6 protein-coding genes are annotated in these 26,522 nt (G+C 64.6%); all 6 read right to left on the minus strand.

Annotated features, from left to right (window positions below; translation table 11 throughout):
• Nucleotides 1-60: 60 nt before the first annotated feature.
• The 6 genes from KYT97_RS13060 to KYT97_RS13085 all read right to left on the minus strand — a co-directional run bounded on the left by KYT97_RS13060 (nt 61) and on the right by KYT97_RS13085 (nt 26,463).
• Nucleotides 61-1,083 carry an endonuclease/exonuclease/phosphatase family protein gene (locus KYT97_RS13060; RefSeq protein ID WP_245006109.1) on the minus strand — a complete coding sequence of 341 codons (1,023 nt, stop codon included), beginning with the start codon at nt 1,081-1,083 and terminating at the stop codon, nt 61-63.
• Nucleotides 1,073-1,303: a phosphopantetheine-binding protein gene (locus tag KYT97_RS13065; RefSeq protein WP_095886977.1), complete on the minus strand. Its 231-nt coding sequence runs from the start codon at nt 1,301-1,303 to the stop codon at nt 1,073-1,075. The genes KYT97_RS13060 and KYT97_RS13065 overlap by 11 nt, the downstream gene beginning before the upstream one ends.
• The gene (entS, locus tag KYT97_RS13070; protein ID WP_219112482.1) at nt 1,300-2,583 is read right to left on the minus strand and encodes an enterobactin transporter EntS; all 1,284 of its coding nucleotides are present in this window, start codon (nt 2,581-2,583) and stop codon (nt 1,300-1,302) included. Before entS ends, KYT97_RS13065 begins: the two co-directional genes overlap by 4 nt.
• Before the next feature lie 2 nt (nt 2,584-2,585).
• Nucleotides 2,586-3,638 (minus strand): ABC transporter substrate-binding protein, encoded by a 1,053-nt coding sequence (locus tag KYT97_RS13075; RefSeq protein ID WP_045064530.1) that lies wholly within the window; start codon nt 3,636-3,638, stop codon nt 2,586-2,588.
• A complete protein-coding gene (locus tag KYT97_RS13080; protein ID WP_219112484.1) occupies nt 3,635-15,724 on the minus strand; it encodes a non-ribosomal peptide synthetase in 12,090 nt (4,029 codons plus the stop codon). Before KYT97_RS13080 ends, KYT97_RS13075 begins: the two co-directional genes overlap by 4 nt.
• 74 nt (nt 15,725-15,798) lie before the next feature.
• On the minus strand, nt 15,799-26,463 hold the full coding sequence (locus tag KYT97_RS13085) for a non-ribosomal peptide synthetase (RefSeq protein ID WP_219112486.1): 10,665 nt from the start codon (nt 26,461-26,463) through the stop codon (nt 15,799-15,801).
• Between the last annotated feature and the right edge of the window lie 59 nt (nt 26,464-26,522).

A 26,522-nucleotide genomic window follows, 5' to 3' on the forward strand; every position in this document is an offset into this window, starting at 1 on the left:
TACGGTTCACCGATCACTCAGGTCTCTCGATAGAAAACACCAACAGAAAGTTAGGATAACCTAGGTTCCGTCAAAATGGGGTGTCACCGTCGCCACCAGACCATGGTGATCCGAACCCTCGATCTCGATCCGCTCGAAGTGCGTCACTGTCGCCCTGTTCGTCACGATGTGGTCGATCCCGATCAACGCCGGATACCACGTGTCGGCGGGGAAAGTCATCACAAACCCCGCGCCCGTCTGCTCTGCGGCATCGGTAAAACCGTCCGTCAGGATCGCACGAAAACGGCTGTGCGAGTATGTCGAATTGAAGTCGCCGCCAACAATCATCGGCTTGCCGTCGGCCGCCTGCTCGTGCAGCAATCCGTTCAACTTGCCCATCTCCGACGCCCACATCCAGGCAGGGGACGGATAAGGCGGCATCGGGTGCACCGAGGCCACCGTCACGCTGCGGCCGTCACCGATATCCGCTGTTGCCACGAGATTGGACATCGCGAAGCGGCCCAACGACTCCTGCTCCGTGAGCGGGAACCGACTGTAGATTCCGGTACCACCGCCGCCGTCCTTCGGCTCGACGAACCGGTACGGCAGCAATGCAGCCAGACCATGCGTGTCCAACTGCTGCACCGCTGAGTCCGTCAGTTCCTGAATGGTGAGTACGTCGATCGAGTGCGAGCGAACCTGATCCACCAACGCATCCGGATCGGCCTCGCCCAGGCGGATATTTGCCTGCATCACCCGGATTCCCTCTCCGGCAACCGTGTCCGGCGTGTTCGAGACAAACAGCGGCGCCTGGGTGAACGCCCCCGCCAACACAACTGCAACCCCAACGGCGAGAGTCCGCCAGGATCGTGTTGCTGCCAGTACGAACAGACCCAACAGACCGACACCGAGCATCAGCGGAACAAACGACGACGCGATGATCAGCGTGTTGGACTCAGGCCCGACATAGAACACAATCACGCCCAGCGCTGCCACACCGACGGCGGCCGCTCCGGCGAGATATACCGCCCGCCGAACTATCCGGCGGCCGCCGGTCACGGAACTCGTGGTGGACGCTGGGTCGACCTCGCCGCTATTCGGCACCCATTACCTCGAGCCAGGCACCCACCTGCGGGTCCGATGCCAGATCCACGAAATCGATTGCCGCTCCCTCGAATCGCCAGCGCTCGACCAACGACATCAACCGCACCGAATCCAGGCCAAGGTCGATCAGGCTCACGTCTTCGGTCAGCTCGTCAACGGGGAGATCGAGGACCTCGGCAAGATCGGAGATGATGCGATCGCGGGTGAATGCAGTGGTCATCGGTGTTCCTTTTCGAGTTCTGTTTCAAGGTCTGGTGTTTGCAGATCTGGGGTCCCGCCGGTTACTCGCCGTAGTGACCCGAGCACCACCGTCGACAGTAAAGCGACGCCGCCGAGGGTCAGGCTGTAAACGACAACAGCCGTCGACGGCAGGAAGGCTGCTCCGAATGCGCCGGCAATCAATGCACCGACCGAGAGTCCGGCAACTTCCTGTGCCGCCCACAATCCGTTGACTCGCCCCAGCAGTGCTGTCGGCGTGTGGGTCTGGATGATCGAATACCGGAGCACTTCCTGAACGGAGGTGACGGCACCCACCACGACCAGCAGGAGAACAGCCACTACCAGTCCTGTGGCCAAGCCGACCAGGGCTTGCACGGCAAAGGCCGCAACCAGTGCCGTCATCAGCACTCGGCCCGGATGTGCAAGGCGGCCAAGCCAACCGCTGGTGACGGTGGCCAGCACCGCACCGATGGCGCCGGCCGCGTACAACATGCCCACCGCGCGCGAGTCACCCGTGAATCGTTCGTCGACGAACCCGGGAACCAGAACCAGGACACCGCTGCCGAGCATCGCGATCACACCAACTGCCATGACACCGCCTACCACGCGGTGCCCGAAGATGAAGCCCGTCACGGACATCGGCGGTTCGCCGTGCTCGGACCCGTGCTCGTGCTCGGGTGGCATCATGGACGGCAATCCCGAGAGCAGCACGATCGTGATCACGGTTCCGGCGGCCGCAACCCAGTAGTTCCAGGCCACCGACGTTGCCGCGATCAACAATCCGCCGAGTGCGGGGGAAATCACGGCGCCCGCCCGCGCACTGAGCACGTTGAGCGCGCCGACACCCACCAATTGGTCCTTGGGGATAAGACTGGGGATGACGGCAAAGAGCGCTGCGATACTGATCGAACCGATCAGCCCGTTGACAACGGCAAGCACAAAGATTGCCACCGTCGACGGATTCTCGAGCATCGCGTTGAGAGCCAACCCGACAAACGTCAATCCGGATACTGTGCGCGCAAACAGAATCAGGGTCTTCCGGTCGTATTTGTCGGCAAGTATTCCGCCGACCACCATGCCGCCGATGGACGCACCGCCTTCGACGGCTGCCACGAGACCGACCATGAAGGACGATTCCGTGAGCGCATACATCTGGATCGGCACACCGACCATCAGCATCCCGATACCGAAGATCGAGATGGTACGTGCAATGAAAACTCTCCGGAACGGCGCGCTTTCGCGCAACGGCCGTAGGTCGAGTAGCACTCCGCGTTCGCTCATCGCTAGCCCGCTGCGCCCTTCGCGACCGCGTCGGAGATGAGCGGCATGACCTGGTCGGTAGCCCAGCCGAGCGAGAGCGCTGACGGGAATCCGACGGCGTTGGGTAGACCGGTGTTGCGGGCCAGCGACACCACGGCGCCGTCCTGCACGGCAGGCAACGCGTTCCAGCCCTCGAACTTGGTGAGGTAACCCAGGTCTCCGGTGGGTGAGACGACAAACAGCACGTCCGCGTTCATGTCTCCGACATTCTCGTAGGACAGGATGCCGCGACCGTCCGCGTCGACGGGCAGCGTCGTGGCATACGGGCTCAGGACCAATCCGAGCGAGGTGAGGAACTGGCCGATACCGCGTTCGTCGGAGGCCAGCACCGACAACTGGCCGCCGGTGTCGCCGATGATCGCGTTGTACGTCTTGCCCGCGATCGTCGGGTTATCTGCGCGTGCCTTGGCCAGATCCGCTTCGGCAGCCGCGATCACCTCTTCAGCCTTGGCCGGGATACCGAGTGCGGCAGCAACTTTACGAGTCGAGTCCTGCCACGGCTCGCCGTTGGCCTTGGTGTCGAAGTGGACCACCGGGAACTGCTTGCTCAGCTGGTCGTACGCAGCCTGGTCGAGTCCCCAGAAACCGGTGGAGACAATGATGTCGGGCTCGAGCACAGCCAGCCGCTCGGTGATCGATCCGGCACCCGTTTCCATGTCGAGGGTTTCGGGTGTCTTTCCGCCGAATGCCTCTACCTGCCACGGCCACACTCCGGAGCCGCCGGTCGCGGCACGGTTCTGTGCATCCACCGGAATCGCGATCGGCGTGACGCCGAGCGAGAGCAGAATGTCTGCGTCCTGAGGGGAAAGCGGCATCGCGCGGGTCGGGGCGGACTCGATGGTCGCCTCACCGAACTTGCCGGACACCGTCACCGGGTACTGGCCGGCGTCGGCGCTCGCCGAGGTGGGCTTGTCGGCGTCGGTGGTACCTGAATCGGACCCGCACGCCGTAACACCGAGCAGAACGGTTGCCGCGGCCAGCGCTGCACCGATCCTGCGATTCCATCGAGAATTCATACCGCTTCCTTCGTAGTTGGGGCTAGTACTTCTGCCAGTTCGCCCAACGAACCGGCGGCAAAGACCTGGGCGGCCTCCACCTCGCAGCCCGCCTCACGCAGCCTGCTCATCACAGCCATCACGCCGATGCTGTCACAGCCGAGCGCAAAAATGTCGTCGCCGAGTCCCACCTGATCGAGCCCGACATGCTCCGCCACCACCCGGCACAGGATCTTCTCGATCTCAGTCACCGGTTCGCGATACTCCCCGATGGGCGCGATCTCCGGACGCGGCAGGGCCGCTCGATCGATCTTGCCGTTCGGCAACGTCGGTATCTCGTCGAGAACCACAAATGCAGACGGGATCATGTAGTCCGGCAACACCGCGCTCAAGGACCGCCGCAAGCCCGCGTTGTCGGGTTCGATCCCGTCCGCCACGACGTATGCCACGAGTGCCCGGGCACCGATATCATCGCGGACCAATACCAGTGCGGCACCGATTCCTTCGGTAGCGAGCAGCGAGGCCTCGATCTCCGCGGGTTCGATGCGGTAACCACGAACCTTCACCTGGTCGTCGGTGCGACCGCGATACTGGATGTGCCCCGACGCCGTCCACTTGGCTCGGTCGCCCGTGCGATACATCCGGGTTCCGTCGGCGGCAAATGGGTCTGCCACAAACCTTTCCGCGGTTCGTGCGCGTGCGCCGAGGTACCCGCGCACCACACCGTCGCCCGACAGGTACAACTCGCCTTCGACTCCCACCGGTACGGGGCGCAACCACTCGTCGAGAATACGAGCATGCGTGTTGCCGACGGGCCGACCCGCGACGGGCGACGTGCTGTCCGACACCCGCGCAACCAGCGCGTCGACGGTACTCTCACTCGGTCCGTACAGGTTGTACGCCTCAACTCCGTCTTTCTCGCGCAACAGATTCCACAGCGGCTGCGAGACGGCCTCGCCGCCGAAGCCCAGTGATGCGGGCACGCGGGTCCCGTCCAGCAGACCGTTGTCGATCAGCTGAGCCAGGTGCGACGGCGTCACTTCGACGAAGTCCCACTCCTGCTCTCGCGCTTGCAGGGCCATGCGACGCGGATCCCGCTGTGTCGTCTCGTCGACAACGCACAGGGCGTGGCCGTCGAGCAGCCACAGCTGAGGCTGCCACGACGCGTCGAACGCAAACGACCACGCGTGTCCTACTCGCAGTCGATCTCGCTGCGCCCGTTCCTGCGTCGGAACATACAGGTCCGCGCGATGACTGTGGAACAGCGTCACCAGGCCACGATGCGGCGCGACAACGGCTTTCGGTACACCGGTCGATCCGGAGGTGAACACGATGTATGCCGGATGATCCGCGTGCAGTGGTGCGAGTCGATCCGCGTTGGTGACCGGCGTTGAGGGCAGCTCATCGAACTCCAGGCTGTCCATCGCCAGCACCAGCGAGGCAGGAATCCGGTCGACAAAGGCTCCCACCGTCAGAGTCACTGCAGGCGAGACGGTTTCGAAGATCGTGTCCAACCGCCCTGCCGGAGCGTCGGGATCACACGCGACATAGGCGCCACCGGCCGCGAGTACCGCAAGGATCGCTACGACGCTCTCCGCCGAGCGCGGCAGCATCAGCGCCACCACCGTCTCGGGGCCGACGCCATGCCCGATCAGCACGCGCGCCAACCGGTTGACCCGCGCACCGAGTTCTCCGAAGGTCCAGGACACGTCACCGACAAGCAATGCGGTCTCGTCGGTGTAGCGAGCCACCGCCGTGTCGAACAGATCCGCCGCCGTAAGAGTCGGCACCACAATCGGATTGACACCCCACGCAGCCTCGATCAGTTCCTGATCCGCAGCCGGAACAGCTACGATCTCGGACAACCTGCGCTCGGCGGACAGCGCCGTGAACTCCTTCAGCACCTGCGCCAGCCCGTCAGCCAACCGCTGGACTGTGCTGCGGTCGAAGAGTTCCGAGCTGTACTCGATCATGCCGACCACGGTGTCGGTACCCGCGTACTCGACAAAGTCGAACGACAGGTCGAACTTGGCTGTCGCTACCTCGATCGGCTCCGGCGTCATTGCCGCGCCCAGGCTTTCGGCCGGGTTGGGCTCCGTCAGGTAGACGATCATGGTCTGGAACAGCGGATGCATCGATCGAGACCGTTCGCCGCCGCCCAGCACTGAGTCGACTACCTGCTCGAACGGCAAGTCCTGATGCTCGAAAGCACCAAGATCGCTGTCGCGGATTCGATTCAACAGTTCTGCGAGCGTCGGATTGCCCGACAGGTCGGTGCGCAGCACCACCGTGTTGAGGAAGAACCCGACCAGATCCTCGAGTTGCGCATCCCCGCGGCCGGAAACCGGGGTTCCCAGCGGAATATCCACGCCCGCACCGGACTTGTGCAGAAGTACGGCCACTGCTGCCTGCGCCAGCATGAACATGCTCACGTTGTGCTCACGGGCCAACGCTCGCAGTCCCACAACCACTTCAGGTTCCCAGGCCAGGTACACAGCGCCGCCGGTGTAGCTCGTCCGGGCAGGCCGCGTCCGGTCGAAGGGCAGCGACAATTCTTCCGGCAAGCCCGCAAGGTTCTTCCGCCAGTAGATCTCCTGTGCTGCGGCAAGACTCTCCGGATCTTCGCGATCTCCGAGAATCTCCCGCTGCCACAGTGTGTAGTCGGCGTACTGAACCGGTAACGGCGCCCAGTCCGGGCTCTGGCCGAGCTGGCGCAACGCGTAGGCCGACATCAGGTCACCCAGCAACGCGCGGGTCGACCATTCGTCCGTCGCGATGTGATGGATCAGCAAGAGAACGACGGTGTGTGTCTCCCCCGCGTTGTCGAACTCGAACACCGACACTCGCACGGGAATCTCATGTTCGAGGCCGAAGGTGTACCGCGAGGCGTGCGCAACTTCTTCGGTGACGTCGTCGGCCGACACCATGTGCCGGTGCACCTGCACGTCAACGGCATTCTCCGGCACAACCACCTGGTACGGCTCGCCGTGCTCAGAGTGGAACACCGTGCGGAGCGCTTCGTGTCGAAGAACGACGTCCTGGACTGCCGCCGCCAGCGCGGCAACATCCACCGATGCCGGCACCCGCCACGAGATCGGCACGTTGTACGCGCCGCCGTCGACGCCCAACTGGTCGAGGATCCACATCCGCCGCTGGGCAAACGAGACCGGCACACGTTCCGGACGCTCCCGCCGTCCCAGTGTCGATCGAATGCCGCTTGCGGCGTCAGCAGCCAGCACGGCCAACTGCGCGACCGTCGGTGCTTCGAAGACACTGCGCACGGCAAGCTCGACACCCAGTTCACTGCGCAACGCATTGACCAGGCGAATGGCCGTCAACGAGTGGCCGCCGAGCGAGAAGAAATCGTCGTCGATTCCCACCGTTTCCAGGCCGAGCGCCGACGCGAACACCTCGCACACCTGGCGTTCGAAGTCCGTGCGCGGTTCCCGCACGGACACAGCGCTCTCGAAACTGGGGCGCGGCAGTGCCTTTCGATCCAGCTTTCCGTTGAAGCTGACCGGAAATTCGTCGACCGGAATCACGATTGCCGGGATCAGGTAATCGGGAACCGAGCCGCTCAGAGCATTACGCAACGTCGTCGCGTCAACCACCGCACCGGCCGCCGTCATGACGTAGCCGACCAGTACGGCTTCGCCCTCGGGGTTTCGGTGCACCACGGCGACCGCCCGAGTCACGTCGGGATGTCCCTCGAGGATCGTCTCGACCTCACCGAGTTCGATGCGCAAACCGCGGATCTTGACCTGATCGTCCAAGCGGCCGAGGAATTCGATGGTTCCGTTCTCGGTCCAACGAACCAAGTCACCGGTCCGGTACAGCCGTGAACCAGCATCGCCGTACGGATCGGCCACAAAACGATCCGCGGTGAGCGCGGACCGGCCCAGGTAGCCGTACGCCACCTGCACTCCGCCGATGTACAGCTCGCCTGCCACACCGGCAGGAGTCGGCTGCAGGCTCGAATCCAGAACGTAGAGTTCCACGTTCGATCCCGGGCCACCGATCGAGGAGGATCCGGCAGGGTCGACTTCCAAATCACGAGCAAGGTCTGCTGCCAGGGTGACCTCGACGGCGGCCTCTGTCGGCCCGTACAGATTGTCGAGTCGCACGCCCGGTAGCGCCGCAGCAAATCGTGCGACGGTTCGATTCTGCAGCGCCTCACCGCTGCACACGACACGTCGCAACGACCTCACGGCGGATATCTGCTCGGTGAGTGCCTCTTCGAGCATGGCCGGAACGAAGTGCGCGATGGTCACGTCATTCTCGCGCAGCAACTGCACCAGCGCCACCGGATCCCGGTGGGTATCCGGTCCCGCGATCACGGTGGTTGCACCGTTCACACTGGGCCAGAACAACTCCCAGACGGAGACGTCGAAGGTGGTCGGCGTCTTGAGGACCACGCGGTCCGTTTGCAGCACCGGCGACTCCGCCTGCACCCAGGCCAAGCGGTTGACCACGGACTGGTGGGACACCAACACGCCCTTGGGGTTTCCGGTGGAGCCGGACGTGTAGATGAGATACACCGGGTGAGCCGCGGTCAGGGCGCTACGACGCTCGGTCACCGCGTCACCACTGAGCGCCTGCAACCGGGCCTGCACTGCCGGTGCGTCGACATCGGTCCGGGCAACACCACCTGGCAGGGTTACGGCACTGGTTGCGAGGACGCGCACCGGCCGAGCGTCACCGAGCATGTACTCGATCCGCGACGGCGGCAACCCCGTGTCGATCGGCAGGTACGCCGCACCGGATTTCACAACCGCGTGGATTGCCACGATCAGATCTGCCGAACGCGGTACCGCAACGGCCACCACGTCACCGGGACCGGCACCATCTTCGATCAGTAGGCGGGCCAAGCGGTTCGAGCGTGCCTCGAGCTGGGCGTAGTCGATCTGATCGCCGAAGGCCGACAGAGCCGTGGCTGTCGGCGACAGCGCCGCCTGCCGCGAGAGAAGGTCACCGATCGTCACGGATTCGACCGCGGCGCGTGGTCCGACGCCCACCGCGAGTCGGTGCGCCCGCTCACCGGCGTCCACCAATTCGACAGCCCCGACTCGTGCGGACGGCGCGGCCGCAACCTGATCGACAAATCGCGACAGGACGGCCAGGATCATCGCCACCCGCTCACGATCGAAAAGGTCTTCGGCATACTCGGCGATGACGGTCACTTCACCGGTATCCGGCGCGTCGACAAAGGTGACGTTGAGATCGAACTTCGCACGCACGTTGGTCAATTGCTCCCAACGAGTGGGCACACCGAGGAAGTCCGGAAGGACTCCGGCGCGTTGGAGATAGCTCACCATCACCTGGAACAGCGGATTACGGCCTTCGACGCGTGGCGGTGCCAACTCCTCGACCACCCGCTGGAACGGGATGTCCTGGTGGTCCATCGCGCTGAGGTCGGCGTCGCGCGTGCGGTCCACCAGCTCGCCGAACGTCGGATCTCCCGACAGGTCGGTGCGCAGCACAACGGTGTTGACAAAGAACCCGACCAGGTTGTCGAGCGCGCTGTCGGAGCGACCGGATACCGGGCTACCAACCGCAATATCGTTGCCACCGCCCAGTCGCGAGAGCACCGCTGCTGTAGCCGCGTGCAGGACCATGAACATCGTGCCGCGGTGGTCATCGGCAATGCCGCGCAGTTTCTGCACTACGTCCAAGCCCAGGGTGATCTGGACGTTGCCTGCGGTGCCGGTGGGCTGAGCGGGGCGCAGACGGTTGGTCGGCAGGACTATCTCGTCCGGCAGTCCGGCAAGGCTCTCACGCCAGAATCCGAGCTGGCGATCCGACAGATCGCCCGACAGTAGATCGTGTTGCCACAGTGAGTAATCCGCGTACTGCACCGGCAGCGGCTCCCACTCCGGAGCCTGCCCCTGTGTCCGGGACAGGTAGGCGCGGGTGAGGTCACCGAGCAACGGCGCGTCCGACCATTCGTCGGTCGCGATATGATGGAGCACCAACACGATGATGTATTCGGTGGGCCTGATCCGGACCAGCGTGACACGCAGCGGTACGTCGGTGCGGAGATCGAAGTTGGCCGTCAGCCGCTCGATCACCAAGCCCTGCGCCGTCTCCGCATCGGCGCCGACAATCTCGAGACGGGTCGCATCCGAGACATCCACGATCTGCTGGAACGGATTTCCGTCGACGATTCCGATGACGGTGCGCAAACTTTCGTGACGCCCCACCACGTCCTGCAGAGCCGCTGCCAACGCGGCCTCGTCCAGCGCGCCGTCCAACCGGGCCACGTGCGCGTAGTGGTAACTGAGGCTGTCGTCCTGAAGCTGCGCGAGCATCCAGAGTCGTTCCTGCGCTGCAGACAGCGGCACGAACTCGGGCCGGTTGCCCACGACGATCGACGGTTGTGCACTTGCCGCGCTCGGCAGCAGTTCGGCAATCAGCGCCGGCGTGCGGGCCTCGAATAGATCCCGAATCGTCAACTGCACGTCGAACTCCGCACGCACCCGCGAAACCACCCGCATCGCGATCATCGAATGCCCACCAAGTTCGAAGAAGTCGTCCTCGGCACCAACCGAATCGAGTTCCAACAGGTCTGCGAAGACGTCGCACAGCGCCTGCTCTGTTGCGTTCTTCGGCGGCCGCGACGACGCCCCGGTGCGAATCTCCGGCATCGGGAGCGCCTTGGCGTCGAGTTTGCCGTTCACCGTCATGGGGATTGCGTCGATGATCTGCAGAGTGCTTGGCACCATGTAGTCGGGCAGCTTTGCTCGCAGGTACGCGAGCACGGTGGCGGCGATGTCCGGGTCCGAATCATCCGTCACAACCATGTATCCGGCAAGACGTTTCATACCGGGGACCAACGGGTCTTCCACCGCAACAACCGCTACGGACGCCGCCAGAGGATGTGATTCGACGGCCGATTCGATCTCGTGCAGTTCGACGCGGTAACCACGAATCTTGACCTGGTCGTCGATGCGACCGAGGTAGTCGAGGTTTCCGTCGCGCCGCAACCGGACGAAGTCGCCGGTGCGGTACATGCGGTCGCCGCCGAACGGATCGGCAACGAAGCGGTCGGCGGTGAGATCGGTGCGCCCCAGGTAGCCGCGCGCCAATCCGACACCGGCGATGTACAACTCGCCGGCAACTCCGTCGACGACGGGACGCAGCCACGCGTCGAGAATGTAGCCCCTGGTCGCACGAATCGGAGTTCCGACGGTGGGTGTGACGCTGTCGTCAGTGCCGGCGCCGAGGGTGTTGATCGTGTACTCGGTCGGCCCGTACAGGTTGTACCCGAGCGTTCCCTCGCTCTCGCGCAAGCGGTTCCAGACCGAGTCCGGGACCGCTTCGCCGCCGAGCAGCACCAGCGGCGGACGATGCCCGGTGCGGTTGCCGTCGATGGGTTCGCGGTCGAGCAGGCCCTCTGCCAGCAGAGCCGTTGCGTAGGTTGGTGTCACGTTGACGACGTCGATCTGCTGCCGGTCGCAGTAGTCGACCAGCGCATTGGCATCGCGGCGCAGGTCCTCGTCGCAGATGTGCACCTCGTGGCCCTCAACGAGCCAGAGCAGCTCCTCCCACGACATGTCGAAGGCGAAGGAGACGGTGTGCGCCACCCGAAGTCGACGCCCACCCTCGGCAGCCACAACCGGCTCGAAGATCTTTTCCTGATGGTTGCGCTGCATGTTGGTCAGGCCGCGGTACGGTGTGAGAACGCCCTTGGGCTTACCGGTCGAACCGGAGGTGTAGATGACGTAGGCGGGGTGATCGAGACGCCCGACGCGACCCGGCGCAAACGCACCGAGCTCCGCCGCAGTCAGCGGGCTGGTATCCCAATCATTGCTTCCACCAAGGAGAATCGACCGATCAGCGGGGAGGTCCAATCGCGCCGCCGCAGCTGCATTGGTCACGAACAGGACCGGCTCGGCGTCTTCGATCACCGTCGCGAGGCGGTCGTCCGGCTGGTCGAGTTCGAGCGGCAGGTACGCCGCACCGGCGCGGAGCACCGCAAACAGTGCAACCACCATGTCGACGGTGCGCGGGAGGCCAAGCGCTACTACCGATTCCGGACCGCCGCCGCGAATGATCAGTTGGCGGGCAAGCGCTTCGACTCGGCCGGCCAGTTCCTGATAAGTGACCCGCTCGTCACCGAATACCAGTGCAACCTCGTCCGGAATGGTTGCGGCCCGCTCGATGAGCATCTCGGCGATCGTGACGTCTTCGACAGCGGGTAGCGGCGCGTCCCAGGACAACGCCGCACGCCCCAATTCGGTCGGGGTGAGGGCAGGAACGGCTGCGACCAACCGATCACCATCGTGTGCAACAGTTTCCAGCAGTGTAATGAACCGATCGTGCAAGGCGTGAGCGCGCACGGCATCCACAATGTCGTGACGGTAGTCGATCTTGACGTGCAGTTGCTCACCGGGCGAGACCACCACGGCCAGCGGGTAGTGCGTGTGGTCGAGGCTGTCCTCGGCAACGATGTCGTGCCGTGCCGACTGCGCCGCCATCTCGGTCGCGTTCTTGAAGTTCTGCAACACGAACAAGGTGTCGAACAGTTCGGTATGCCCGGTGGCACGCTGAATTTCGCCGAGCCCGAGGTACTCGCATTCCATCCGCTCGACGTACTCGTCCTGCATCCGCCGCAGCAGCTGCGACACGGTTTCCCCTGGAACCAACGTCACTCGCACGGGCACCGTGTTGAGGAACATGCCGAGCACACTCTCGAGGCCGGCAATCTCGGTCGGCCTACCCGCCACCGTCGAACCGAACACCACGTCGGTGCGGCCCGATTCCGCAGACAGAAGTAGTCCCATGACCGCATTCATCAACGCGTTCAGCGTCACTCCGCTGCGCCTGGCCTGCTCACGCAGTGCCGCAGTCAGTTCCGCGTCCACGTAGGACTCGATACGGGTGGGCACCACCGGGGCGCCGCCCTTGGCGCCGGCTGCGATCAGCGTCGGATTCTCGAAACCCTCGAAGTTCCGTCGCCACGCCTGCGCTGCAACGCCTGGGTCACGGGAGTCGAGCCACGTCAGATAGTCGGTGAACTGAGCGCCGGCGGCTGGTACGGCATCACCGGCGTAACGGGCCAGCAATTGGTCGACAAACAGTGCGCCCGACCAGCCATCCCACAAGATGAACTCACGGTTGATCACCAGACGGTCGATGCCGTCGCCGAGGTGGATAAGCAACATGCGCCACAACGGTGGTGCGGTGAGGTCGAACGGGCGTGCGCGGTCGGCGGCTGCCAACTCCTCGGCACCGGTCTTCTGCTCGGCGGGCGAGAGCATCGACAGGTCGGCTTCGACAAAAGGAACTTCGAGTCCGGTTCCGATGAACTGGACCGGGTCTCCCAGACCGTCGTTAATGAATCCAGCTCGGACCGTGGGGTTCTCGTCCAGAAGCGCGGCTGCAGCGCCGCGCATCCTGGCCACGTCGATGCGATGGCCGAAGTCCAGTGAGAACTGTGCCGTGTAGATGTCCTGGCCGGAATCGAACACCGACTGGAAGAACAATCCCCGCTGCAACGGCGAGAGCGGCCAGATGTCCTCGATCACCACGTCGCTGACGGATTCGACGAGTTCGATCTCGCTCTGGGTGAGTGCTATGTGACGCAGATCGGACGGGGTGAGCCCGGACGTCGCACCACCTTCCGCCAGCGCCACCAACTCGCGCAGCGCATCTCGCCACAAGCCCACCAGGGTTGCCAATTCCGCGTCGTCGACACCGAAGTCGGATGCAAACTCAACCGTGGCACCACCGGACTTGTCGGCATGCACAGCGATGTCGAGGGCGTATCGACCGATACGGTCGCCGCCCGTACGCACCAGTACCTGAGGCGTCGGCAAGGCCGCCAATGCAGGGCCGGCCTGAACGTTGGCGTAGCGCAGTAGCGGCCAACCGGAACCTCCTGCGGCCCTTGCTCGTTCCTTGGCCGACCGTAGAGCGCTGTGCGCATCGTCGGTCAGCACCAACCGAATCGGAGACGTGTAACCGAGCGGCCCGACAGTACGGCTCAGGTCGACATCGTCGCCGGGTCCCCACGGTTGACGACCGTCGCGCCACACGTCGACGGTGAGTTCGCCGGCACCGGCGACGCGCTTCGTCCAACGGGACACTGCGAGCGCTGTGGCCGCAGCCCATACATCAGCCGGTTCGCCCTTGACCAGGCTCGGCACTCGCGTTGTTGCAGTGTCATATTCAGCCGGCGTCAGCAGCTCCGTCCGGGCTGCCGGTGCACCCGCAGTGTCGGTTGCCATCACAAGATTTGCACCCGGCGCCAGCACCGACGTCCAGGTGACCAACTCGGCCAGACGGCTCGGCGATGTCGCTTCCTCGGCAAACCGTCGGGCGTGCGCCTTCAGTGACGTGGGCACGGGCGGCAGCACAACCTTGCGCCCCCTGGACACCGCCCGGAGCGCGGTGGCAAAGTCCTCCGTGACGACCTTCCAGGACACGTCGTCGATCAAACCTGCTGCGGCAGTGAGGATCAGGTCGCCATCGGCCGAGCAGGAGACACACAGCCCTCGACCGGTTGCGGGGTCCGGAACAACATCATCACCAATCAGCGAATCCGCCTTCACCGCATCGGGTTCGGCTATCGCAAGCATCCACAACACCGGCACGGGCGCAGTAAGAGTCGCTCGCAACCCGTGGTGATGAGTGACAATCGCCTCGACCGTGTCGACCAACTGCTCCCGGGTCAGATTCGCAGGAGCGGTAATACGGTGCTCACGCAAGGTGCTGGCAACCGGCTCTCCGTTGTCACGGCGGGCAGCGAGGCTCGGCAGCAACGTCAGTGGTCCTGCGCCGTCCTCGTCGTGAGGACGATCCGCAGCCGCGACGTCCAGCCCGTCGACGTCGTACGACCACACGGACTCGTCGACTGCCTCGAGGAACGAGTCGATGAAATCTCCGAGACTGTCGGCAATCTCGTTGCAGCGCTGCGCATTGTCCGGGTGACTGCGAAGCCCGATCTCGATCGGTTGGCCCGACTTGTGCAGCAACACGATGAACTCGAGTTCACCGACCGGCCCGGACGCAAGCATCTCCACGTTGGACTCTCGACCGATGGTGAAACGGGAGGTCGAGTTGGGCATGATGTTGATGCCGATGCCCGGCGGCCGCCAATCCGGGTTCCTGGCAGCCAACTCGCGGCCGATCGCCTCACCCCGGTAACGACCGTGCTTGAGCAGTTTCCACATCTTCTGCTCGGCGCTCGTTGCGATATCCGCGAGTCGGGCCTGCTCTCCGACGTCGATGCGCATCGGAAGCACGCTGGCCACCATGCCGGGCACAGAACGCAATTCGCGCGTTCCGCGAGCCGTGGTCGGCAGGCTCAACACAACGTCGGTCGTTCCGGTTGCTCGCGCGACATAACCGCCGAGCAGCGCAATCACCAACCAGGACAAGCGCAGTCCGTGTGCTTTGCCGTACTCCTCGAGCCTCTGACGGCGGTCGAGGTCGAGCGTGAGAGTCACACTCGTGACGCCGGGCGCCGGCGGATGGTCGACGGTGATCAACCGTGGCGACGTCGGAAGATCGCCCAACTCGGCAATCCAGTAGTCGCGATCGTCGTCGATCGTGGTGCCGGAGGTGTACTCGACATCGGTCTCGACGAACCTGGCCAGAGCCCATTCGGCGCTCAAATCCGGTGCGGTGCCCTCGACGTATGCACGCATGATCTTGTTCAGAACCAGCGCGATGCCGTAGCCGTCGTTGATGATGTGGTGGTACTGCTGGTACAGCCGCATCGTGTCACCGTCGATGAGGTGCACGGCAAAGGTGAACAGCAGGTCGGTCGCCAGGTCCACCGGCGATTCCATCCGCTCGCGCATCCACCGCAGTGATGCCTCTCGCGGGTCGGCCTCGGCGCGGAAGTCGATGACGGGCAAGTCCCAGTCGCGGCTCTCGCGCGCAATCTGCACCAGAGCGCCGCGAGCATCCACGTCGAAGTTCACATGCAGTGTCTCGGCTTGATCCAGCACAGAGCGGCAGGCCTCGACCACTCGATCGATATCGACCTCACCAAGTGTCTCGGTGTAGATACCGGTGTTGTAGAGGTGACCCACCGAGTCCAACTGGTGCCCGAAATAGATGCTGCGTTGGGCCGCTGTCACCGGGAATTCCGACTGCACTGTATTTTTCTCCAAGACTTCAAGATCCACTGTTGGCTCACCAGCGTGGACAACTGCTGGTTAGCCTATCCAAACTATGGAACGGCACTCAATTCGACCTGCCCGAACGCTGCGGCAACCGCTAGCGCATCGTCTTCACCGAAGAGAGTCGCGTCGAAGTCGAACCGGATTTCCACGAGTCGCCCGTCGCCGGTGACGTAAGCCGTCACATCGAGAACGCGCGGGTCGACGCGGCGCTCGTCGCCGAAATTTCCCACACCCGGACTTTCGACATCTCGGATCACCCTGACACTCACTTCCGGCCGTCCCCACATCGCAAAGACGGGCGCGGTTTGCGCATTGAGATACCGCAACTTGCCGTAGCCCGTGCCTATACCGCCTGGTACGACGCTCAGAGCGGCCGCCGCTGCCGCCAACGCATCTTCTGAGGTGACCGAGACGGGCAATGCCGGTAGCCGAACCGGCACCCCGACAGCAAAGGGACCCACCGTCGCCAACGGGTCTGGTTCGTCCGAACCGGCAATGCGGACGTCACGCTCGAGTTCGACGGTCAACTCGGCCGGCGCGGCTCGCCACCTCGCCAACCCGTAGGTGAGGGCGGCCAGCGCAGCCGTTTCCATATCGCCTTCGAGTCGCGCCTCCAGCGTCGCCCGATATGTCCCCCTCGGGCCACCCGTGAGAATCGCGGGCGCTCCCGGGCGCAACTCGGCTCCCGGTGCCAGAACCTGCGACCAGTGCGTCAGTTCACCCATCAACGCCGGATCCTGCGCCAACTCGTTGAATCGCTCCGCGAACCCGTGCGCGGTCGCGGCGGGACGACGAAGCGACATCACGCCGCCGCCCTCACGCCATATCGTTTCGAGATCCGCTCGCAGCTTCGCCACCGACGCCGGATCTGCCGCCAACGCATGCACGGCAACAACCAGGGTTCCACTGCGGGATTCGCCGGCATCGAGCCAGCGCGCCGTCACGGTCCGGCCGTTTTCCAGGTCGAGTTCGGCAATCAACGCCGTGGCCTCCGCCGCGGCACGCACGGCAAGATCGGCATCGCCGAGGTCACTGCAATCGACATGCTGCACGACTGCATCCACATCAGCGCCCGTCTCGAGGGACCACAAAACCGACGCAACCCGCGTCAGTCGTAACCGCAACGCATCGTGCGCTTGCAGTAGTGCCGACATGGCTTGCTCGACGTCGCCGACGGTAGTTCCTGCGGGAGTCGAGACAGACAGCGCGATACCAAGACCTGCGGGCGAGATTCCGGATTCGCGGGCGCGATGCACCAACGGTGTCAATGCCAACGAACCCGTCACGTCGCTCGGGTCCACCGGCCCGCTGTGGGCGGTCTCAGCGTCGCCTGGCGCGCCGAAATCCACGACCTTGGCCAGCGCCGCGGGCGTGCGCCATTGGAATATCTCCTTGGGCCCGAACGTAATTCCGCGCCGACCGGCAGCGTTCACGACCTGAATCGAGATGATGCTGTCGCCGCCGAGCATGAAGAAATCGTCATCGGCACCCACTGCGTCGACGCGCAGAGCCTCGGCGAACAATTCGCACATCGCGGTCTCTTCAGGACCCTCCGGCGCTCGCCGCTGCGACTCGTCGGGAGCAACCGGCTCCGGGAGAGCCCGACGATCCAGCTTCCCGTTCGGCGTCAGCGGCAGCGTGTCGAGCACAACCATGGCCGTCGGAACCATGTAGTCCGGCAGCAGCGTCGACGCAAAAGCGGCAAGTTCGGCCGGGACAATCGTCGCATCCGGAACCGGGACGACATACGCGTGGATCTGACCGCCTCGCGCAACAACAGCGCATTGAGCCAGCGTCGGATGCGACGTGAGCACGTTCTCGATTTCGCCCAGTTCGACACGAAGTCCACGCAGCTTGACCTGACCGTCCGTACGGCCGAGGTATTCGAGGGCGAGGCCCGCGTCGCCGTACTCGCGCCACCGCACCAGATCGCCGGTGCGGTACAGCCTTTCGCCGAACTCTCCGAACGGATCGGCAACAAATCGCTCCGACGTCAATGACGCCCGGTCGTGGTAGCCACGCGCCAACTGCGCACCGCCGAGGTACAACTCCCCCGCAACTCCCGGTGCAACGCGCCGCAACCGGGCGTCCAGAACAAGTACGCGGGTATTCCACAGTGGGCGCCCGATTGTCACCCAGTTCGTGTAGACAGCGGGAACGATGTGCGACGCCGTCACGTCCACCGCTGCCTCGGTGGGTCCGTACAAGTTGTGCAATTCCGCATCGACCAACGCGTGGAACCGATCCCGATGATCAGGCGTGAGCGCTTCGCCGCTGCACAGCACCCGAGACAACTTCGGGCGAGGATCCGTTTCCGCAGCCACGTGATCGAGGAAAGCAGCCAGCATCGACGGCACGAAGTGTGCTGTGGTGACAGAACGTCGCTTGACGACGTCGCGCAGGTAGCGCGGATCGCGATGCCCGTCCGGCGCAGCCACCACCAATGTTGCTCCGGTGATCAAGGGCCAGAAGAACTCCCACACGGACACGTCGAACCCGGCCGGCGTCTTCTGCAACACACGGTCGTCGCTGCCGAGGTGGTACTCGTCTTGCATCCACGACAGCCGGTTGACCACGGCACGATGGCTGACCAGAACACCCTTCGGCCGCCCGGTTGATCCGGACGTGTAGAGCAGGTACGCGGCGCTGTCGGGATGTACAACCGTGTCCACGGCCGTAGCCGTGTCCGATTGTGTTGTTGCAGTGCCGCCCTCGTCTACCTCCAGCATCGGAGCGGGGCAGTCCAGCGGTTCGCTACCCGGGCCCACCACCAACAACGACGGCCGTGCGTCCGCGAGCATGTACTCGAGTCGATCCACGGGGTAGCTGTCGTCGAGCGGAAGATAGGCGGCACCGGCGCGGTGGATGGCCAGCAGCGTGACTACCAGTGCGGCACTGCGTCGTACCGCCACGGCGACAACGCCACCGACCGGCACCACACCACGAAGCGTCGCGGCGAGACGCTCGGTTCGCCGATCCAATTCGGTGTAGGTCAGCGACTCCCCGCTCTCGTCGACGATCATGGCGACGGCGCCCGGTGTGAGCGCGACCTGGCGAGCGAACATGCCCGGCAAGGTCAGCGAACTGTCAAGCGGCACAATACGGCCTGACTCGGCAGAATCGATCGCCGCCCGGTCTGTCCGAGTCATCGAATCGAGCTGGGACAACCGCAGTTCCGGGTTTGCCGCACACTGCCGCAGCACCTGGACCAATCGCCCGGCAAATGCGTCAACCGTGCCCCGATCGAAGAGATCAGTGGCGTACTCGATACGACCACGGATCCCGCCGTCGGCGGTTTCCGCGAGGTCGAACGTCAAGTCGAATTTGGCCGTTCCGGTTTCGAGGAATACCGGACTCGCGTCGAGGCCCGCCATCTCGATCCGGTCCACGGCATCGCGGTACTGCACCAGGATCTGGAACAGCGGCTGGCGGGACAGGGAACGGGCCGGGGCCATCGCCTCGACCAACTGCTCGAACGGAACATCCTGATGCGCATAGGCATCGAGGTCCGTAGCGCGAACACGCTCCAGGAACTGCACGAAGGTCGGGTCTCCCGACAGATCGGTGCGCAGCACCAGGGTGTTGACAAAAAAGCCCACCACCCGTTCGAGCGCGGCATCGGAGCGCCCGGCAACCGGTGAACCGACGACGATGTCGTCCCCGGCACCGAGTTCGGCCAACAGGACTGCAACTGCGGCGTGGGTGAGCATGAACATCGTTGCCCCACCGGCAGCGGCGATTGCCGCCAAAGAAGCCCGCACTTGCGGCTCGAGATCGAACGCAACCGCTGATCCCCGGTACGTCGACACCGCGGGGCGCGCCCGATCACGGGGTAGCGCAAGCTCTTCGGGTTGCCCGGCAAGCGCACCCGTCCAATACTCGAGCTGACCGGCCAGCACGGATTCGGGATCGCTTGCCTCACCGAGGACTTCGGGTTGCCACGCGCTGAAGTCGCGGTACTGCACCGGTAGTGGTTCGGGCATCGCCGCTGTGCCGGACACGAGGTGTGAGTACGCCCGGGTCAGATCGGACACCAATGGACGCGCAGACCATTCGTCGGCCGCGATGTGATGCACCAGCACCATCAGGTGCGCGTCGTCGGTGCCGGTGCGCAACAGAACAGCGCGCACAGGCAGTTCGTGCGCGATGTCGAAGGTGTAGGCGGCTTCCCGCGCGAGTGTCGACTCCAGTTGGGCTGGAAGCACGTCGAGAACGTCCAACGGCAGTTCGCACTCGCTGATCGGACGAACCACCTGGTAGCCGATGTGCCCAGCCTCGCCGTCACCGGACTCGGCGGTGAATACCGTGCGCAGTGTTTCGTGTTGGCTCAGAACGTGCGCCAGCGCACCGCGCAACGCATCCAGATCCACTGAACCCTGCAGATGCATGGTGTACGGGATGTTGTAGGTGGAGCTGGGGCCCTCGAGCTGGAACAGGAACCACAGGCGTCCCTGCGCGGCAGACATCGGCACGATTGCCCCGTGATCCCGGCGAACCAGTTCAGGCCGCCTGACCTTCCCGATCTGTGCTGCCCGAGCCAGTTCGGCGGGGGTACGGAGGTCGAACACCTCGCGGATCGTCACGTCGTGACCGGTGCGGGCGCGGATCGCCGACGCCAATCGGGTGGCGAGCAACGAGTTGCCGCCCAGAGCAAAGAAGTCCTCGTCGGGGCCGACGGTGGTGATGCCGAGGAGTTCGGCAAGGAGCTCGCAGTAGATCCGCTCCAGTTCGGTTGCCGCCTCACGCCGTCCCTCGCTGCGTACCGGCGCGGGGAGCGCGTCGCGGTCTACCTTGCCGTTGGGTAGCACGGGAAGGCCGTCGAGAACGACGAATACCGCGGGAATCATGTAGTCGGGCAGCAGGTCCCGAAGATGCGCCCGCAACTGGGAATCGTCCGGCACGGCGGCGCCTGGTGCCCGAACCGCGTACCCGACAAGCTGATCCGACCCAGCTGCGCTCGCGCGCACCACAACCAGTGCTCGTTCGACGGATGGATGGGAAGCCAACGCCGCCTCCACCTCGCCGGGTTCGATCCGGAATCCGTGCAGACTCATCTGAGCGTCGGCGCGAGAAACGAAGTCGAGTTCGCCGGACCGAGTGCGACGCACCAGATCTCCGGTGCGGAACAACCGTCCACCGCTGCCCATCGGATCCGCGACAAACCGAGTTGCGGTCAACTCCGGTCGGCCGAGGTAACCGCGGGCAACCTGGATGCCCTCGACATACAGTTCACCCGTCACCCCGTCCGGCACCGGGCGCAGGTATGCGTCGAGTATCCGCGCACCCACTCCGGGAACGGGAGCGCCGATCAGCACTCGGTTGGCGGAAGATGTTGCCGTCCAGAAGGTCACATCACCGGCAACCTCCGAGGATCCGTACGAGTTGATCACCCGTGTGTTCTTCTCGTCGAACAAGTCGATCACTGCGCGAGTGAGCGGTTCACCACTGAGGAACCAACTCGAGACCCGGTGTGCCGATTCTTCTCGGAACTGTGCCAGCGCCGCAGCCAGGCTCGGCACCGCGGTGAGCTGACGCACGCCGTGCCGGTCGATGAGATCTGCGAGTGCGCCGGCATCACGAGACTCCGCGTCATCTGCGAGAACCAACCGGGCACCGGCCAGGAGCCCCGCCAGCAGTTCGGTGGAGCCGTCGATGAAGCTCATCGAACTCTTTGCCAACCGAACGTCCGCCCACCCGTCGGCGCGCACGAGATCACGCTGCCAGACCAGACGATTAGCCAGTGCGCCTGCAGTTCCCATCACACCCTTGGGCTGACCGGTGGAGCCGGAGGTGTAGACGACGTACGCCGCGGCGGCGGGCGACACGACTCTGCCCACCCGGTCGCCGCGCAGCGCAGCAGCGGCGGTCTCGAGTTCTGCGACGGTCGCATCCTCCGAGTCCGGCCGAATCCACTGCGCGGTATCGGCGTCGACGATCACGAGCGCCGGATCGGCGTCGGCGAGCATGTACTCGATGCGCGCACGCGGATACGACGGATCGATCGGCAGGTACGCCGCGCCGGCGGCAATCACGGCGCGGAGCGCAACTACACACTCGATGCTCCGCCCGACGGCGATGCCCACCACCACGTCGGTGCCGATACCACGCTGGATCAGTAACCGCGCCAACCTGTTCGAGCGATCAGCCAGCTCCCGGTACGTGTACTCGTCCGGTCCACAGATCAAGGCCACGCGATCGGCGAACTCATGTTCAGCGTCGTCCAGCAGTTCGGGCAACAGACGGGTTGTGTGACCTTCGACCGACTGTGCATTTCGTTCGGCCGGCAACAACACGTCCACGCTCTGCAGGCCGGCGCCCGTATCCGTGGCAAAATGCTCGAGGACCGTGCGCAAGCGAACCGCAATGGTCTCTGCCGTCGCCCGATCGAAAAGATCCTCCGCGTACTCGATCCGCACGTCGAGTCCGTCGGCAAGTTCCACGAACTCGAAGGTCAGGTCGAACTTCGCGGTGCCCGTGGAAACGTACGACGGGCTGACCGACAGCCCGGTGAAGCTGGGTACGGAGTGCGGTGTGCGATGCTGAACCATCGTCTGGAACAGGGGATGCCGGGCGAGAGATCGCGTCACGCCCACCGCGTCGACGACCTGCTCGAACGCGACGTCCTGGTGCGCAAACCCGTCCAGGGCGCCGCGTCGCACGCGTGAGAGCACCTCGGCCAGCGAAGGGCGCCCGGTCAGATCGACCCGCTGCGCCACCGTAGTGACAAAAAATCCGACGGTATCTTCGAGGCTGCCGTCCACCCGGCCTGCAATCGGGGCACCGAGCGTGATGTCCTCACCGGCACCGAGTTTCGACAGCAGAACTGCGACCGCCGCTTGCGCCAGCATGAACATCGTGGAGCCCGACTTCTCGGTCACCGATCGCAGTCCGTGCACCACGCCTGCGCCGGTGTGGGTCCAGACCTCGCCGCCGCGCCACGTCGGAACTGCTGGGCGAGCACGGTCGTACGGCAGTTGCAATTCTTCGGGGGCACCGGAGAAAAGGTCTCGCCAGTACCCGAGTTGCCGGTCGGTGGACGCGCTCAGGTTAGGATCTGCGGCGCACTCGCCCTGCCAGATCGCGAAGTCCGAGTATTGAATTCGAGGCTGCTCGGCCGGCAGCTGCTCCCCGTTGTAGACCGCTGCAAGATCGGTGAGCATCGGTCCGGCCGACCACTCGTCACCCGCGATGTGGTGAATGACCAACAGCAGGACTGCGGTGTCGGTGCCGGACCGCACCAGGTGAGCCCGTACCGGAATGTCGTGTTCGAGATCGAACGGCACACAGGCCGCGGTCAGCAGCGCGGACTGCACGTCCGCCTCGGAGACCTCTCTGTCGGTGAACTCCGGCTCCGCATCGAGTACCCGACCGAACCCCACACCGTCGATGTCGACGACAACCGTGCGCAGTACCCGATGCCGGGCGACAACTGCCGCAACCGCATTTTTCAGCGCTGTCGCGTCCACTGCGCCGTTCAGGTGCAGCGCAAACGGAATGTTGTAGGTAGAGGATGGACCCTGGGTCTGGTGAACGAACCACAACGACTGCTGCGCCGACGACAGCGGCACAATGTCGGTCCGCTCGTGCGCCACAATGGCGGGACGAGCCGGCGCAGCGGATTCCACCCGTAGCGCCAGTCCGGCCACCGTCGGCGTATCGAAGACGTCACGCAGCGACAGTTCCACTCCGAGTGCGGATTTGAGACGGGCCACGAGTCTTGTCGCGGAGAGCGACGTGCCGCCGAGTGTGAAGAAGTCTGCATCGACGCCCACCACGGTGAGCCCCAGCAGGTCGGCAAACATGCCGGACAGTGCGATCTCCGCAGCCGTCTCGGCTGAACGCCCCGTGTCCGCATCCCCGAAGTCCGGCGCCGGCAATGCCTTCCGGTCGATCTTGAGGTTGGGGGTAAGCGGGAACTCGTCCATGACGACAATCGCCGACGGCACCATGTACGCGGGTAGACGATCGGCTATGAATGCTCGCAGTGCCGGAAGATCGACGTGAGCGCTCTCCACGGCCGTGACGTAGGCGACCAGATGAACGGTGCCACTGCCGTCGCTTCGAGCGACCGCGACGCAGGCACCGACTGTGTCGAACTCCCCTGCCACGGTCTCGATCTCGCCGAGTTCGATACGGTGCCCACGCACCTTCACCTGATCGTCGCCTCGGCCGAGGTATTCGAGCTGACCGGATTCGGTCCACCGCACCAGGTCGCCGGTTCGGTACATCCGGCCGCGTCCGAACGGGTCGGCCACAAATCGGGTTGCCGTCAGGTCAGGTCGACCGCGGTAGCCGCGCGCGAGTTGTGTTCCCGCAACGTACAGTTCGCCGATCGCGCCAACATTGACTGGTTGCAGGTAGCGATCCAGCACCACTGCGGCGGTGCCCGCGAACGGCCGGCCGATCGAGCCTGTCCATTCGATGTTCGGCAAAACCGGGGTACTGGTGCACCACACCGTGGCCTCGGTGGGTCCGTACATGTTCTGCACCGAACGCGCCAGCTCACTCAACTGCTGCGCCGTCCGGGTGGGCAAGGCTTCACCGCCCACCAGGACGTCGACTCCAGCCAGATCGGTTACGCCGTGTTCGAGCACCGTCCCCCACTGCGAGGGAGTCGCCTGCACCGCCGTGACGGACTCCGAACTCACCAGTGCCGCAATGGCTGCCGGTTCCTTGGCCTGATTCTCGTCGGCGAGGATCACCGATCCGCCCGCGGTGAGCGGGACAAACAGTTCGAGGACCGCAATGTCGAAGGACAGAGTAGTCAGGGCGAGCAACCGCGTGTGCGCGCCGATACTCGTGAGATCCGTGGCCGAGCGGACAAACCGTGCCAGGGCGCGGCGGTCCAGCATCACTCCCTTGGGGTTTCCCGTGGAACCGGAGGTGTAGATGACGTAGGCGGTGTTGGCCGGCGCGACACGGGCCCCGCTCGCCCCGCTGGATGCTGCTGCCGACCAACTGATCTCGCCACCGGCGATTGTTGCGACGGCAGTACCTTGTGGGACCGAAATCCGATCGGTGAAGCCCGCGGTGGTCAGCAGGATCGCCGGCTGAGCGTCGTCAAGCATGTACTCGAGTCGCGACGAGGGGAACTGCGGGTCGAGCGGAATGTACGCACCGCCGCAGCGCAGCACCGCGAGGAGCGCAACCACGGCCGACGCGGATCGTGGCAGAGCCAGCGCGACCAGCGACTCCGGGCCGGCGCCGCGAGAGGACAGTTCGGCTGCCAAAGCGTCAACGCGCGCAGCCAATTCGGCATAGCTCAGCCGTTCAGCGCCGGCAACCAGAGCAAGATCGTCACCGCGCTCGTCTACCTGGGCATCGAACAGGTCCAGGACGTCAGGGCAATAGTCATCGAAAGCCGCTGCCCTCCCACCCCATTCGGCGAGGACCTTCAGGGCTTCCGGTTCGAGGAGCGACACCTGAGCAATCGCGGCGCCAGTCCCCTCGGCGGTGACGGATTCGAGCAATCTGGTGAGAGCCGAAGCATGGCGCGCGAGCTCCGCACCCGTGTAGCGGTCAGCGTCGGCGTCGATCTGGATTTCGAGCTCGCCGCTCTCGTCGAGACGACGCACGATGAAGGCGATGTCATGGACAGGACCACGGGCCAATGAGTGGACTGTCGCGCCGGCCCCGTCGAAACGCAGGGTGTCGCCGAACGGCTTGATGTTGACCGTCGGGCCGACGGGGCCAGCGCTGCTCGCGGGCAGTCGCAGGTCCCGGTGGATTGCCTCGGAGCGATACGCGGCATGCGGGGCCGTGCGCTTGACCGCAGCGCGGACACCCGCAGCGAGGTCGATGAGACTCGAATTCGGGTCGACCGCAACGCGCAGCGGCAGGACGTTGACCGCGGTGGTCAGAACTTTGGCGGCAACGGTGCCCATACGATTCATCGACGGGAATCCGAGCGTCACGTCGAGGCTGCCATTCGAGCGTGCCAGGTACGCCGCCACTGCGGCCGTGACGACGTCGGCCCAACTGCCCTCGACAACGCGTCCGGCCGCAGTGATGCGCTCTGCCGATGCTGCGGAGATCAGTGTGGTGTGGGACAGAAGCGTCTGTGCGACCGACGACGCGGGCGGGCCCCCGATCCGGGACAGGCTTACCGATTCCTTGGCTCCGAGCAGCTCGGAAGACCAGAATTCCCGATCGAGGCTCTGAACATCGGAATCGGCGCGAGCGGCGTCCTGGTCGAGGATCAACTCGAGTGGGTCGAAGCGACTGGTCGGCGGTTCCTTGCCCCGAACCACGGCATTGTGAACGGCGGCGATCCTGCGGCCGAGCAAGCTGTACCCGTAGACGTCGATCAACGTGTGGTGGACGCGGAAGAACAACGCGTGGTGCGACGGTCCGAGCGTAAAAATAGTGACCGCGCATCCCGGACCGGCGCTCGGATCGAGGGGTATCCGGAGCTGTTCACGCATCTCTGTGAGCGCGACCTCAAAGCTCTCACGTGCGACAACATCCGTCCCGGGGTACTCCCAGGCGCCGAGTTCCTGATACACCTCGCCGGAGTCCACGGCGAACCTCGCCATGAGCGACGGGGTTTCCGCGACCACACGATCCACTGCGCGCGCGAGGACGGACGGGTCGAGCGGGCCGACGATCTCGATGCATTGACCGGTGACAAAAGTGGGGTTCTGCGGGTCTAGTTGTTGCGCGAACCACATCCCTGCCTGCGCAGCCGTCAACGCCAGACGCTTCCTCGACACCACTGGATCTCCTCGCAGTCCTGCAAGCCCTGATCGCTCTCTCGAACGCACCAGGGGTT

This window comes from Rhodococcus globerulus, assembly GCF_019334125.1.
Lineage (GTDB): Bacteria > Actinomycetota > Actinomycetes > Mycobacteriales > Mycobacteriaceae > Rhodococcus_F > Rhodococcus_F globerula.

Excerpts from the sequence above, each read along its gene's own strand:
- KYT97_RS13065 (WP_095886977.1), bottom strand. The coding sequence starts at position 1,303 with ATGACCACTGCATTCACCCGCGATCGCATCATCTCCGATCTTGCCGAG.
- entS (WP_219112482.1), bottom strand. The coding sequence starts at position 2,583 with ATGAGCGAACGCGGAGTGCTACTCGACCTACGGCCGTTGCGCGAAAGC.
- KYT97_RS13075 (WP_045064530.1), bottom strand. The coding sequence starts at position 3,638 with ATGAATTCTCGATGGAATCGCAGGATCGGTGCAGCGCTGGCCGCGGCA.